11 protein-coding genes and 1 tRNA gene are annotated in these 13,426 nt (G+C 50.5%); 5 read left to right on the top strand and 7 right to left on the bottom strand.

Going from position 1 to position 13,426, the window contains the following annotated elements:
- Positions 1-143: 143 nt before the first annotated feature.
- On the bottom strand, positions 144-1,301 hold the full coding sequence (gene yhbH / locus EDD73_RS11245; RefSeq protein WP_131919971.1) for a sporulation protein YhbH: 1,158 nt from the start codon (positions 1,299-1,301) through the stop codon (positions 144-146).
- A 77-nt stretch (positions 1,302-1,378) separates the two neighbouring features.
- A complete protein-coding gene (locus EDD73_RS11240) occupies positions 1,379-3,274 on the bottom strand; it encodes a PrkA family serine protein kinase (RefSeq protein WP_131919952.1) in 1,896 nt (631 codons plus the stop codon).
- Between the two features lie 243 nt (positions 3,275-3,517).
- Between EDD73_RS11240 and EDD73_RS11235 the strand changes: the two genes are divergently transcribed.
- Positions 3,518-5,278 carry a PAS domain S-box protein gene (locus EDD73_RS11235; RefSeq protein ID WP_131919951.1) on the top strand — a complete coding sequence of 587 codons (1,761 nt, stop codon included), beginning with the start codon at positions 3,518-3,520 and terminating at the stop codon, positions 5,276-5,278.
- A 96-nt stretch (positions 5,279-5,374) separates the two neighbouring features.
- Here the strand turns inward: EDD73_RS11235 and EDD73_RS11230 are convergent, their stop codons facing one another.
- From EDD73_RS11230 to EDD73_RS11220, 3 genes are all read right to left on the bottom strand, one after another.
- On the bottom strand, positions 5,375-6,058 hold the full coding sequence (locus EDD73_RS11230; protein WP_131919950.1) for a copper amine oxidase N-terminal domain-containing protein: 684 nt from the start codon (positions 6,056-6,058) through the stop codon (positions 5,375-5,377).
- Positions 6,059-6,248: 190 nt separating this feature from the next.
- Positions 6,249-6,323, bottom strand: a tRNA-Thr gene (locus tag EDD73_RS11225).
- 111 nt (positions 6,324-6,434) lie between these two features.
- The gene (locus tag EDD73_RS11220) at positions 6,435-6,767 is read right to left on the bottom strand and encodes a nucleotide pyrophosphohydrolase (protein ID WP_131919949.1); all 333 of its coding nucleotides are present in this window, start codon (positions 6,765-6,767) and stop codon (positions 6,435-6,437) included.
- 509 nt (positions 6,768-7,276) lie between these two features.
- Between EDD73_RS11220 and EDD73_RS11215 the strand changes: the two genes are divergently transcribed.
- The 4 genes from EDD73_RS11215 to arsA all read left to right on the top strand — a co-directional run bounded on the left by EDD73_RS11215 (position 7,277) and on the right by arsA (position 11,085).
- Positions 7,277-8,449: an SAM-dependent methyltransferase gene (locus EDD73_RS11215; RefSeq protein ID WP_131919969.1), complete on the top strand. Its 1,173-nt coding sequence runs from the start codon at positions 7,277-7,279 to the stop codon at positions 8,447-8,449.
- A gap of 167 nt (positions 8,450-8,616) precedes the next feature.
- The gene (locus EDD73_RS11210; protein ID WP_131919947.1) at positions 8,617-8,952 is read left to right on the top strand and encodes an ArsR/SmtB family transcription factor; all 336 of its coding nucleotides are present in this window, start codon (positions 8,617-8,619) and stop codon (positions 8,950-8,952) included.
- A gap of 13 nt (positions 8,953-8,965) precedes the next feature.
- Positions 8,966-9,334 carry an arsenite efflux transporter metallochaperone ArsD gene (gene arsD / locus EDD73_RS11205; RefSeq protein ID WP_131919945.1) on the top strand — a complete coding sequence of 123 codons (369 nt, stop codon included), beginning with the start codon at positions 8,966-8,968 and terminating at the stop codon, positions 9,332-9,334.
- The gene (gene arsA / locus EDD73_RS11200; protein ID WP_131919943.1) at positions 9,331-11,085 is read left to right on the top strand and encodes an arsenical pump-driving ATPase; all 1,755 of its coding nucleotides are present in this window, start codon (positions 9,331-9,333) and stop codon (positions 11,083-11,085) included. Before arsD ends, arsA begins: the two co-directional genes overlap by 4 nt.
- Positions 11,086-11,253: 168 nt before the next feature.
- Here arsA and EDD73_RS11195 read toward each other — a convergent pair whose 3' ends face one another.
- On the bottom strand, positions 11,254-12,039 hold the full coding sequence (locus tag EDD73_RS11195; RefSeq protein WP_131919941.1) for an enoyl-CoA hydratase/isomerase family protein: 786 nt from the start codon (positions 12,037-12,039) through the stop codon (positions 11,254-11,256).
- A 152-nt stretch (positions 12,040-12,191) separates the two neighbouring features.
- Positions 12,192-13,352, bottom strand: a complete 1,161-nt coding sequence (sfsA, locus tag EDD73_RS11190) for a DNA/RNA nuclease SfsA (RefSeq protein ID WP_131919939.1) — start codon at positions 13,350-13,352, stop codon at positions 12,192-12,194.
- Positions 13,353-13,426 lie beyond the last annotated feature (74 nt).

The raw sequence follows: 13,426 nt of genomic DNA, 5'->3' as shown, positions 1-13,426 counted from the left end.
CATACTTATTATTGCCCATGCTACCACTGGCTACTTACAGGATTCTTACAACAAAAAAAAGCGCCCGCTGCTGTTCAAGCCGGACGCTTCCTATTTATTGATGGTTTGTTGATGGTACATCCCCTTGGGACTATGCCAACCCGTCAAGGGACCGCTGGCGTTGGTTTGAAAAAGGTACAAAGGGCATGATAGACTTCGCCTCGTTCGCGGACGGTTAAGGCGGTAAAATGGGGATGCTGAATTTTCCGTAAGGCATTCATTAAGCTGCTGGAAAAATGGGAACGAACGATCTCACCGTAACCAAACTGATTGGTTTTTTCCAAGAGTTGCTGAATCAAGCGTACGCATTGTTCGTTGTCCGTCGAAAGGTTATCGCCGTCGGAAAAGTGAAAGGCATAAATATTATAATCCTTCGGTGGATAGTGGGCATCGATCAACTGCAAGGCATATTGGTACGCCGAAGAACAACGGGTACCGCCGGATTCACCTTTGGTGAAAAACTCTTCTTCTGTCACTTCTTTGGCTTCCGTATGGTGGGCGATAAAACGGATCTGCACGGCGCGGTATTTGGTACGCAAAAACCGGGTCATCCAAAAGAAAAAGGTGCGGGCAATGTATTTTTCAAAGGAGCCCATGGACCCCGAAGTGTCCATGATGGCCAGCACCACGGCGTTGGATTCGTATTGCGGCTGGATTTCCCACGTTTTATAGCGCAGATCGTCTTGCGTGACCGGTGAAAAGCCCGGTTTGCCGAAACGGGCATTGCGTTTGAACGCTTCCAGCAGCGTACGCTTGCGATCGATGTTGCCGCTTAATCCTTTTTTGCGGATATCAACAAACTGATAAGTGGCCGTTTCCAACTCCGGCGATTGCTTGCGCTCCAGGTTTGGTAAGCTAAGGTCGGTAAAAAGCAGGTCCTGAAGCTCTTCGATGTTGACTTCCGTTTCGTAGTAGTCAAGGCCCGGGTCCGATCCGGCACCGCCGGTACTTTTACCGCCGCTGCCGCCGGGATCACGCCGGATCACATCGCCGACGGCACTGTCGCCGTCACCTTGGCCGGCATGCTTTTGTTTGTTGTGATCATAACGAAACCGATATTCTTCCAGCGAGCGGATGGGTACTTTAATCGTTTTTTTGCCGTCGCTGAGAACGATGCCTTCTTCGGCGATGATCTGGTGCAGATTTTTCCGCAGGGCTTCTTTGACGCGGGTCTGATGACGGGCCTGGTCGATTTGGCCTTTCCGATGGAGCGACCAGTCTTCCCGGGAAATGCTGAAGTCGCCCTGGGTGGAGAGGGGAATCTCATCGGCGAGTTGTACAGACTGGGAAGGATGAGGGCCGCCGGGCGGGATCGGTGATCGCAAGAGCCTCCCTCCTTCTATCGATTGAGCAGCGATCCGATGTAGCGCAAAAGTTCGTTGGCGCAGGCCGGGCAGTACCCATGTTCTTCAATTAAGCGAGCGGTTACTTCATTAATTCGCTTGAGTTGCGTGCCATCGGGCGTGCGCGTGGACGTGGTGATCTTGACGACGTCTTTCAGATCGGCAAAGAGCTTTTTCTCAATGGCTTCTTTGAGCCGTTCGTGGGAGGTATATTCAAAGGATTTGCCTTTGCGGGCGTAGGTGGAAAGGCGAATCAGGATTTCTTCGCGGAAGGCTTTTTTGGCGTTTTCGCTGATGCCAATTTGTTCTTCGATAGAGCGCATTAATTTTTCATCGGGATCGAGCTCTTCATCGGTGATTGGGTCTTTGAGCTTGCTGGCGTTGCAAAAGGCTTCAACGTTGTCGAGATAGTTGCACAAGATGGTTTTCGCTGATTCTTCGTAAGCGTAGACAAAGGCTTTTTGCACTTCTTTTTTGGCCATATCGTCAAACTCGCGGCGGGCGGCGCCGATAAAGTTAAGGAGGCGCTCCCGTTCTTCTTTGCTGATCGAGGGGTGCTGATCGAGGCCGTCTTTGAGCGCCCGCAGCACATCGAGGGCATTGATGCAGACCGTGTCTTTGCGGATCAGCGCTGTGGAGATGCGGTTGATCACGTAACGGGGGTCCACACCGCTCATGCCTTCATCAGGCGATTCATTCTGGAGTTCCGTAAGGTCTTTGGGTTTGAAGCCTTCGACGGCCTCCCCATCGTAGAGGCGCATCTTTTTGACGAGGTCCATCCCCTGTTTTTTGGATTCGCTCAGCCGGGACAGCACGGAAAAAATAGCGGCCGTGTGCAAGGCGTGCGGTGCGATATGGATATGTTGGAGATCGGATTGGCCGATCAGTTTTTCGTAGATTTTCACTTCGTCGCTGACTTTGAGGTTATAGGGGATTTTGACGACGATCATGCGGGAAAGGAGCGCTTCATTTTTTTTGTTGCTGACAAAGCTTTTGTATTCGTTTTCGTTGGTATGCGCGACGATCAGTTCGTCGGCGCTGATCAACGCGAAGCGCCCGGCTTTGAAGTTGCCTTCTTGGGAAAGGGATAAAAGGTGCCAAAGGAATTTTTCATCCGCTTTTAACATTTCTTGGAATTCCATTAAACCTCTATTGGCTTTATTGAGTTCTCCGTCAAAACGGTAGGCCCGCGGGTCTGATTCCGAGCCGTATTCGGCGATGGTAGCAAAGTCGATGGAACCGGTCAGATCGGCAATATCCTGGCTTTTCGGGTCTGAGGGGCTGAAGGTGCCGATGCCGATGCGGTTTTCTTCCGACAGAAAGATGCGTTCAACCGTAACATCTTCGATGCGCCCGTGCCATTCCGTTTCCATGCGCATGCGGCAATGAGGGCAAAGGCTCCCTTCGATATACACGCCGTATTCGCGCTGAAAGTCGCCGCGCAGTTCCTCGGGTATTAAGTGGAGCGGCTCTTCGTGCATGGGGCAACCGGCAATCGCGAAGATGGCGCCTTGTTCGGTGCGGCTGAAGCGCTCCATGCCGCGTTTAAGCATCATGACGATGGTGGACTTCCCGCCAGAGACAGGCCCCATGAGCAGCAAAATGCGCTTACGCACTTCCGTGCGCCGGGCAGCAGAGTGAAAGTATTCTTCGACGAGGGTTTCGAGGGTCCGGTCCAGGCCGAAAATATCCTGTTCAAAAAACTTGTAGCGGCGGACATCTTCGTTTTCTACGACGCCTTCGCTGACGATCATGTTGTAGATGCGCGAGTGGGAGAGTTGAGTGATGTAGGGCCGCGCTTTGACCAGGGCGAGGTACTCACGAAAGGACCCGCTCCACGCGAGTTCTTGACCACGCTGTCGGTACTGTTCCAGTTTCCCTAAAAAATCCATCGCAGCTCCCCCTGTCTTTTGGTCTGAGGGCTTGTCGTAAGTACGCAAACCATATCCTTAGTATCCTATGCATCAGGGTGACGGGATTAGCCCTAGGGCTTGGACGCAGACCTGGCTTGGACGCAACCGAATTCATTCAGGACTTGACTCCGGCTTTATTACATCTCTACAATGGTTAAACAATCACTTTATTTGGTACAATGAGGTAATCAGTTTGGAAATTAAAGAGGGGATCGTCGCACCATGTTTCAAGAGTTTTTTGAACAAAACAGCAATCCCATTGTACTTATCGACCACACAGGAACGATCACCCATGCCAACCAGCGCTTTATCTCCTTGTCAGGCTATCCAAAGCAGGAAATGGAGCGTCAACTGAACTGGAAAGATTTTGTCGCCCCCGATGATCGCTCCCGCCTCGAAGTGGCGGAAGAATCATGGCAACAAGCCATCGAACAAGAACAACCACGCTATGTGTACCAGTTTATCAACCGCTTGGGACAGAAAAAGACCATCGTCATGACCATTACTCCCTTGCCCGAAACCAAGCACATTGCACTGGCCTACTTGGATATCAGCGCAAAAAGCTTTGAGCACGCCCTACGTGAAAGTGAAATTCGCTATCGGTTACTGGTGGAACATTCACCAGACGGGATCCTCATCCATCAAGAGGGACGTATTCTTTTCGCCAATCAACAATGTGCGAACTTCGTCGGCCTCACCAGTCCTGACGACTTACTGGGGCAAAGCCCCCTTACGTTGATTCATCCGGAGAGCCTCTCCTATGCCAATGAACGATTACGTCTTCTCAAAGAACAGCAACAACCGCTTCCTCCCGGCGAGCTTATGTTACAAAGCACCAAGGGCAAAGTCACCTACATCGAAGTTCATTCAGTGCCTATTACGTTTAACGGTCAACCGGCCGTATTGACGGTGGCACGGGATATCACGGAAAGAAAAAAAATCGAAGGGGCCCTGCGACTCTCCGAAGAACGGTACCTCAAAGCTTTTGAGGCCAGCCCGAATATGGGTGCGATCGTCTCTCTTGGCGACCATCGGTATCTGGATGTCAACAATACATGGCAAAAGCTCTCCGGATACACGAAGGCCGAAGTCCTGGGCAAGCATATCGAGGAAATCCCTACCTTTGATCAGGAAGTATTGCAACGCCTTTATGCCCTTTTTGCCCAATGCCCCGTTCGTAATGCTGAAATCACTTTCTTAGCAAAAAACGGCGAGAAGCATACCGTTTATTTATCCGCAGACATCATCCATGTGGATGATCAACCCTGCATCTTTGCCGTTGCCCAAGATATAACTGAACTAAAAAAATACAGGAACGAAATCAACCGCCTCGATCAACTTCATCTGTTGGGAGAAACAGCGGCCGGTATCGCCCACGAAATTCGCAATCCCATGACTACCGTTCGTGGATATCTGCAGATTTATCAACGTAAGCCTGACAGCCCGCTCAGTTCGCATCATATGGACCTCATGATCAAAGAACTGGATCGCGCGAACCACATCATCACTGAGTTTCTTTCCATCGCACGAACCCATCCCGGCGATCAACAGCGTTGTGATCTTAACCAATTGCTTGAAGCCATGGAACCGTTGCTGGTAACGGATGCCGTGCAGTTCTCCCATCAAGTGATCTTCAATTGCCAACCGATCCCCCAACTGCTGCTCAATCAAAAAGAGATTCGTCAATTGCTCCTCAACCTGGTGCACAACGGATTTGAAGCCATGGCACCGGGTGGCCGGTTGATCATCGCCACATCAGCCACCCGTAGCCATGTGCTGCTTCAGGTAAGCGACTATGGCTCTGGCATCTCGCCGGAACACCTAAAAAAACTCGGCACGCCTTTTTTTACGACCAAAGATAAGGGCACGGGATTGGGCCTCGCCATTTGCTACAGCATCGCCGCACGTCATCAAGCCAACATCGAAGTGCAAAGCTCTTCGCAAGGGACTACTTTTTCCGTGCGGTTTCCACGGATTAGGTAAAGAAGCAGGAAAAGCGAATAAAGCGCTAAGAACATAAAAAACACCAACACAGCAAGCGCTTCCTGTGTTGGTGTTTCTACATTTATGGGGGGTTGCTTATTTTTTCTCCCCTTTATCATGACATTCAGCGCAGTTCATGGACAGGAATTTGTCCATTTTGCTTTCATTGCTGAAAAAGCTATCGGCCGCTTCAGCCAATGTATTGCCAATTTCGGTATTGCCTTTTTGCTCTTCTTCTAACGCCATCGCTAACAGGCGGCTACCGGCTTCCAGACGGTAGGCACCGTCGACAAACTCATTATGGGCTTTGCTATGTTTGTACGGAGGATAAATCTCCTTGGCTTTTTGAATGATTTCTTTTTCGAGGATCGCTTGGATCGCTGCATACTCTTTAGCAGCTTCTTTGCCGGTCATGCCTGTGGATTTTTCCATACGCGCATCGATCAGTTCCATTTGAGTTCTGGCATGCTGTTGCCACTCGGCAAAACCTTTGGCGATTTTGGCCATTTTCTCGCGATCCTCGTTATTCTCATTACCCTGGGTCGGCAGATCGACAGTGACGGTGGACGTCTCTCCATCCCATTTTACGTCTGCTTTTAATGCCTCTCCTACGGCACGCAGTGGCACAACCACGCGATCATTGACGATTTGCGGCGGCACATCCGATTGAACTTCCTTGCCGTTAACGACCAAGCGGATTGATTCTGTCGCCCCGGCAACGGTGGCGCCTACGACCAGTACACCTGCCGTTAAAAGAGCAATTGCAGTTTTCTTGTTCATTTAAACATGTTCCTCCTTACCATACATAAAAAAATCACCAAGCTCCACGGAATACTTGGTAGCGAATCGCTATATTACAATTGGATATTATGCTATCGCTTTCCTTCCCCGTCTCGAAAAATTAACAATGTACTACTGTTTAAAAAACGAAAAAAGCCTTCGGGGAAAACCCCGAAGACCTTAATTTCACTGGAGCCGATGGCCGGATTCGAACCGGCGACCTGCTCATTACGAGTGAGCTGCTCTACCCCTGAGCCACATCGGCAACCATACGCCGTAAGCGCAAGAATAATTATAGCTACTCAATGGGACAAAGTCAACAGCCTTTTGAAAAAAAGATGATAGCATTGAAAAGCCAACGCTAAGAATACCAGACTTACTTCGGCGTCCAGCGGCCACGATCACGCGTCTCGTACTTGGCCATGGTCCGTTCAAAAATATCGGCCAGGTCATAGCCCTGGGCGTTAGCAAAACAAACCAGAATAAACAACAAGTCGCCCAGTTCCAGCGCCATATCCCCGTCCGCTTCACTGGGCTTTTTTTTCTTAGGCCCATACCGGTGAGAGACTTCCCGTGAGAGTTCACCCAGTTCTTCGCAAAAACGCAAAATCAGTACCTGTGGGTCAAAATAACCTTCTTTATACTGACTGATATAGCGATCCACCTGTGCTTGTACATCCTGGAGCGTTGGTTGTGTTGGTTGCCCCACATCGATCACCTCGCTCCTACAATAGCTTGTTCCGGCCCACTTGTCCAGCGCTGACTGTTCTAGGACTTTGTTTTGGTGACAAACCAAGAGGAATACAGCGCATAGATGATCGCCGAACTAAGCACCACCAGCAAGATGAATGCCAATACGCGATCGGCAGCCATCAGTTAGTCCACTCCTTTGCCTACGCTCCAGATCAATCCGCCGATTACCAATACCAATAAAAGCAGCAGCATGGCCAATGCCCCTTTGCCCAGTGATGCTACCCTGGAAATAGTATGTACCCTGCGGAAAGGGTCCATCCAGGAATTTGAGCCGCCTGCGCATTTACATTAAATGGAGCAACTCCGTACATAATAAAATGCAAAGTTTAAAACGAGGAGCGAATATCGATGCCTGTTTCCACTGAAAACCGTGACGCGTCTGAACCAACCGGTTTTATCGAGGCGCCCCCCATGAGCCGCGCAAGTAAATATGTATTCGAAAGAACAGGAGAACTCGAAAAGAAAATGCTTCATACGCTCTGTGGCTATATCGAACAAGGAGCATTCGAAGTGTTGTTTTGGGATGGAACGGAAGAAAAATACGGCGAAGGCCCGTCTTTTTTTAAGCTGATGATCCGCGACCGCTCGGTCATCGGAAAACTGGTGAAAAACCCAGCCTTGGTTTTTGGCGAGGCTTATACGGATGGTTTGATTGAATTGGACGGCCAGATCGATGATGTCGTCAGGCTGCTCTATTTAAACAAGCGGCTTTTAGATAAAATCACCTTGGGCAGAACCGGGCAAAAAATTAATTCCCTGTTGCGGAAAGTGTCCATTGAAAAACAGAAAAAAGACGTTCAACACCATTACGACCTCGGCAATGATTTCTTTTCCCTCTGGCTCGATCCCACAATGAGCTATTCTTGCGCCTATTTTCAGACTCCCCAGGATTCCCTGGAGCAAGCGCAACTGCAAAAGATCGATTATACCCTCCAAAAACTGCAACTGCAACCGGGACAAAGGCTTTTAGACATTGGCAGTGGCTGGGGATGGCTGATTATCCGCGCCGCGCAGCACTATGGGGTAAAGGCTACAGGTATTACCGTCAGCCATGAACAATTTGCCAAAGCCAAACAACGGATTGAGGAGATGCAACTTGAGCATCTCGTCGATGTGAAATTGATGGATTACCGGGAACTGGCAAAAACGGGAGTTCACTTTGATCGGATCGTCAGCGTGGGCATGTTTGAGCATGTAGGACAGGTCGGCATGCCGCTCTACATGACAGCCGTCAAAGACATGTTAACGCCGGGCGGAGTATCGCTCCTGCACACGATTACCTACACCACCGAAGGCCCCACCAACCCGTGGGTGGAAAAATATATCTTTCCGGGGAGCTACATCCCTACGCTTCGTGAGACCATTTGGATGTTGCCGGACTATGATTTTCACCTGCTGGACGTCGAATCGCTGCGCATTCACTATGCCATGACCTTGGATCGCTGGGCGGAAAACTTTGAGCAAAGCCTGGAGCAGGTAAGGGAAAAATACGACGATCGATTCATTCGGATGTGGCGCATGTATTTGCAATCCTGCGCCGGATCGTTCCGGCATAGTGGACTTGCAGTACATCAAATACTTTTTTCGAAAGGATTGAATAATCATCTCCGATTGACTCGGGAGTATACCTCTGTTTAGAACGTCCCACAACCCATGAATACCAAAAGCCGTCAGCTTGTGATCGCTTGGCGGCTTCTTTCTTCGTGCACGACATTGACAATCATCGATATGAGTGATAGCATCTAGACATATCGAAACATTTAGATGTAATCGAGGCATATAAATATAACAGGAGGTGACCCTCGATGAACGCGCACGCCGATTATGTTCCCGTATTTAAGGCCTTATCCGATGAAACACGTCTGAAGATCATTGACATGCTGTCATGTGGTGAGATGTGCGCATGCGATATCTTGGAAAGATTCAGCATTTCTCAGTCAACCCTCAGCTACCATATGAAAATACTGACCGAAAGCGGCTTGGTCCATGGCGTTCGCGATGGAGCCTGGATGAGATACACACTTAATCGAGACCGAACCGATGAAGCCATACATTTTATCAACCATATAACCAATACCAATGACAAGGTTGATTGTATCTGTACACCATGCAGCCGCCCAGAGCGTACTGCCGATAAATAAGGAGGAATTGATCATGAAGAAAATCGAAATTTTTGACCCGGCCATGTGTTGCCCTACAGGAGTTTGCGGACCTTCCATCGATACGGAACTGCTGCGCATCGCTACGGTGATTAGCGCCTTAAAAGAAAAAGGAATTATCATTAAGCGCCACGGCTTATCCATCGAGCCGCAAGATTTTATCGCCAATCAAGTGATCAGTGATCTTCTCCAAAAAGAAGGCGCCCACATCTTACCGGTAACACTGGTCGATGGAGCCGTAGCCAAGACCAAAGAGTACCCCACCAATGAAGAAATCGAAAAATGGCTGGAAATCACGCTCGACACCAAACCGCCTGCCGCCGCCAACGATTGTTGCTGCGGTTCGACGGGGTGCTGTTCATGATCAATACCCGATTAGAATCCTTTGACATCAATAAAATTAATCTCACCCAGTATTTGTTTTTCACCGGCAAAGGCGGCGTCGGCAAAACATCGACCGCTTGCGCTGTCGCTGTCAATTTGGCCGACCGTGGTAACAAGGTGCTGCTGATCAGCACCGACCCGGCTTCCAATTTGCAAGACGTTTTTCATACAGCGTTACATGGCAAGGGTATGCCGATCGCAGGCGTTCCCGGACTTGTCGTGGCCAACCTTGATCCGGAAGAAGCCGCCCGCGAATACCGTGAATCCGTTGTTGCTCCCTATCGGGGAAAACTGCCTGACAGCGTCATTGCCAGTATGGAAGAACAACTTTCGGGCTCTTGTACCATTGAAATTGCGGCCTTTGACCAGTTTTCCCACTTTATCACCGACAAAAAGACAGAAAAAGAATTTGATTACATCATCTTTGACACCGCCCCCACCGGGCATACCCTGCGCATGCTGCAACTGCCTTCCGCCTGGAGTAATTTCATCGCCGAAAGCACCCATGGAGCTTCCTGTCTCGGCCAACTGGCCGGTCTGGAAGATAAAAAAGATATGTATAAACATGCCGTTGTCAATCTTGCCGATCAAGCTAAAACCACCCTGATCCTCGTTTCCAGGCCGGAAGAAACGCCGCTGCTGGAAGCAGAACGTTCCAGCCGGGAATTGCGCGATTTAGGCATCCATAATCAACTGCTGATCATCAACGGCATCTTAAGTGAAGCATCCGATGAACTATCGCAAAAAATCCGATCAAAGCAACAGCAAGCTATCGCCACGATGCCGGAAGGACTCAAAGCGCAAAAGACTTATATGATCCCCCTGCGCTCCTATAACATTTTGGGCTTGGATAAAATACGGGCGTTCTTGAACAGCGATGATTATCTCAGTGCCCACGGGGAAAGCCAACTAACGAACCTGAAACCCATCAATGCTCTCGTCGATGATCTATACGCAGCAGGTAAAAAAGTCATTTTTACGATGGGTAAGGGCGGCGTCGGCAAAACTTCGGTCGCTGCCACCATTGCCGTCGCCCTGGCGAAGAAGGGCGTTCAGGTGCATTTAACTTCCACCGACCCCGCCGATCATCTCGGTTATGTGTTTGCCGGAGCTGAAAATATCACCCTTAGCCATGTCGATGAAAAGCAGGAACTAAAAAACTACCAAAACGAAGTACTCGCCAAGGCCCGCGAAACCATGAGCGACGACGATATTGCCTATATTGAAGAAGATTTGCGATCACCCTGCACCCAAGAGATCGCTGTCTTCCGCGCTTTTGCCGAAATCGTCGATAAAGCCGAAAATGAAGTTGTGATTATCGATACGGCGCCTACCGGCCATACGCTGTTACTGCTCGACGCCACCCTCAGTTATCACCGGGAAGTGCAACGGACCAAAGGCGAAACACCCCTATCGGTGCAGCGATTATTGCCCCGATTGCGCGATGAAAAACAAACGGAAGTCGTCATCGTTACCTTGCCCGAAGCAACCCCTGTTTTTGAAGCGATGCGACTGCGCGAGGATTTACGCCGAGCTGGTATTACCAATCAATGGTGGGTGGTCAATCAATCCCTTGCCGCGGCCGAGACCGATAATCCCATGCTTGTCACCCGGGCAGAGGCTGAAAAAACATGGATCGAGAAAGTGCAACAAATTAGTCACGATCACTTCGTAGTGATTCCCTGGTTACAGGATCCCTCCATCCAAAATATTGGTGATTTTAAAGATTGAAGACAAATTAAAAGCCGCCAGCTGGTTCACAGCTTGGCGGCTTTTTCTGCTCGTGGATTTTATTCCCTGTTAGGCTTGTGCTTTTATTTAGCTGTCAGCAGTCCGTTTAACCTCCCCATTGCCGCCTGCTTGCACGCAGGCGTAACGCCTGAAACAGTCAGTTATGTATCAGCGTCCCTTAAATTGAGCAGGACGTTTCTCAAAGAAAGCCTTCATGCCTTCCTTACAGTCTTCCGTTCCCCCGGCCACACTGAAGCAGTGCGCTTCCAAGGAACATCCCGTACCCATATCCGTGGCGAGGCCGTCATGGATGGCTCGTTTGGCCAGGGCCAGCGCCACCGGTGCTTTCTCAGCCAACTCAGCAGCCAGCTTTTTCGCTTCCGCCAGCAGTTCACCAGCCGGGAGCACGTTTTCCACGATTCCCAGTTCCAGCGCCCGTGTTGCCGTCACCGGTTTCCCACTGAAAATCAACATTTTGGCTTGTCCTTCACCGATGAGGCGCGCCAGTCGCTGTGTCCCGCCATAACCGGGAATCAGCCCGAGGTTGATCTCCGGCAAGCCCATACGGGCCGAATCGGCAGCAAAACGAATATCGCAGGCCAAGGCCAGTTCCAGTCCGCCACCAAGGGCAAAACCGTTGATCGCTGCGATAACCGGTTTACTCAAATCCTCCAGCCGAGCAAAGAGGTTTTGACCCCGCCGCGCCTTGGCCACAAAAGCCATCGACGTTTCGAGCGCTTGCAGTTCACCAATATCAGCACCAGCAACAAAAGCTTTTTCACCGGCACCCGTTAAGACCAGTGCCCCAACCGTATCATCCGATTCCACCCGATCGATCACGCGTGCCAACTCATTGAACGTTTCTTCGTTTAATGCATTGAGCGCTTTCGGCCGGCTGAAGGTAACGATCGCGACCCGGCCCTCTTGTTCCCAGATCAGGTTTTTTAAGTCCATGTTTGTTTCCTCCTACATGATGTTGTCCCGACAGCGTTTCCCTGTGCACAACGGTGACGAGCGTAAAAATAACAGCGTTCACCAGAAACACAACCACAGATCCATCGCTTAAGATTCAACAAACCCTGGCCAAATCCTGCTTCAAACCAACCCTACCGTTCATCGTGGTGCAACAACCGCTCCTCCAACCGTCCCATGCGAAAATGCTGCACCATGGCCATAAAGCGGCGATCCCTGACCGGCTCCGCATCAAAGCGAAACAGATGGCTCGTACACCGGCAATCGGAGGCGCCAAAGCCCGCCACTTCATCAACCGCCAGCACCTGTACCGCAGCGGCCAGGGTACATTCCAAGTCTTCCGTCGTCCGCACCGCCAGCGCCGTACACCGGCTGGCCCGATCACGCAAGTAATCAATGTGCCAGTGAAAATTCTTACGCTTGCGCAGATGACGCTCCACCCGCTGGGTCAAGTTTTTCCGGGCACTGCCCACATAGACATAGTGCCCCGGTGGCAAAGTGCGTTCACCGAGCTTCCCGATCGTCACAGGCGTTTCCTTATCCAGCGTCAACAGGAGCAAGTAACAACCGCCGTCCTGCACTTCCTCATCAAGAAACCCCCAAGGAATCGTCATCGCGCCAATCCCTTCGTCCAAGCGTAGCTCTTGATTCCAAGATATCGCCACTGCGCTCATCCACAACCGATCCTTGACCGCCAAAAAAGTGCGGGCAAAGGCATAATCCGTATGATAGTCCGGCAAAAAACATTGCGCCCGCGGCCACTGCACCAAAAAAAGCACACCGCAATCGATACCATCGTCTGCAGCCATGTGCGCCAGCGCTTCCAAGTGCTGCCGGCCCCGTTCCGTCACCGCATCGGGGAACATCGCCAAGGCCCCTTCAAAGAGCGTACACGATTTCACTTCCAGATAAAAAGGCTTGCCCTGCCGCTGAAGCAAAAAATCGAAACGATGCTTACCTACCGATACCTCCGGGCGAACCACCGTCCATTCTTCCAGACCCGGAATCCGACGCTCCCGCAGCAAGCGGTGCACCACATCATTCGTCTTATGGGTATGCAGCATGATCACCTGTCCGTCCCGGTCCACGCCAACGACAGTAAAGGGCGTTTTTTGCTCCGGTCCATTGGCCGTCAGATACAACAGCGTCCCCGGAAACAGCAGTTCCCAGAGCCGCCCCGGATTAGGTAAATAGGCCCGCCGTTCCTCCCCATTAAGCAAACATTCCACAATAAAGCGGTTCGGGCGCCGAAGAAACTTCGCTGTAATAATCGATTCAAAAAATATATCCGACAAGTGCTGCACTCCTTCGTTTACTGATAGTAAAGCGTAAATGTTTATGATAGTATTATAACGAAGTTATTTTCTGA

Source organism: Heliophilum fasciatum (genome assembly GCF_004341395.1).
In the GTDB taxonomy this organism is placed as follows: domain Bacteria; phylum Bacillota; class Desulfitobacteriia; order Heliobacteriales; family Heliobacteriaceae; genus Heliophilum; species Heliophilum fasciatum.
Note: the sequence above shows the minus strand (reverse complement) of the source record. Positions and strands in the feature narration are given on the sequence as shown.

Bases quoted from the DNA above. Each gene is read 5' to 3' on its own strand.
- arsA (WP_131919943.1), top strand. From the start codon at position 9,331: ATGATCAATACCCGATTAGAATCCTTTGACATCAATAAAATTAATCTC.
- EDD73_RS11235 (WP_131919951.1), top strand. From the start codon at position 3,518: ATGTTTCAAGAGTTTTTTGAACAAAACAGCAATCCCATTGTACTTATC.
- EDD73_RS11210 (WP_131919947.1), top strand. From the start codon at position 8,617: ATGAACGCGCACGCCGATTATGTTCCCGTATTTAAGGCCTTATCCGAT.
- arsD (WP_131919945.1), top strand. From the start codon at position 8,966: ATGAAGAAAATCGAAATTTTTGACCCGGCCATGTGTTGCCCTACAGGA.
- EDD73_RS11195 (WP_131919941.1), bottom strand. From the start codon at position 12,039: ATGGACTTAAAAAACCTGATCTGGGAACAAGAGGGCCGGGTCGCGATC.
- EDD73_RS11215 (WP_131919969.1), top strand. From the start codon at position 7,277: ATGCTTCATACGCTCTGTGGCTATATCGAACAAGGAGCATTCGAAGTG.
- EDD73_RS11240 (WP_131919952.1), bottom strand. From the start codon at position 3,274: ATGGATTTTTTAGGGAAACTGGAACAGTACCGACAGCGTGGTCAAGAA.
- EDD73_RS11230 (WP_131919950.1), bottom strand. From the start codon at position 6,058: ATGAACAAGAAAACTGCAATTGCTCTTTTAACGGCAGGTGTACTGGTC.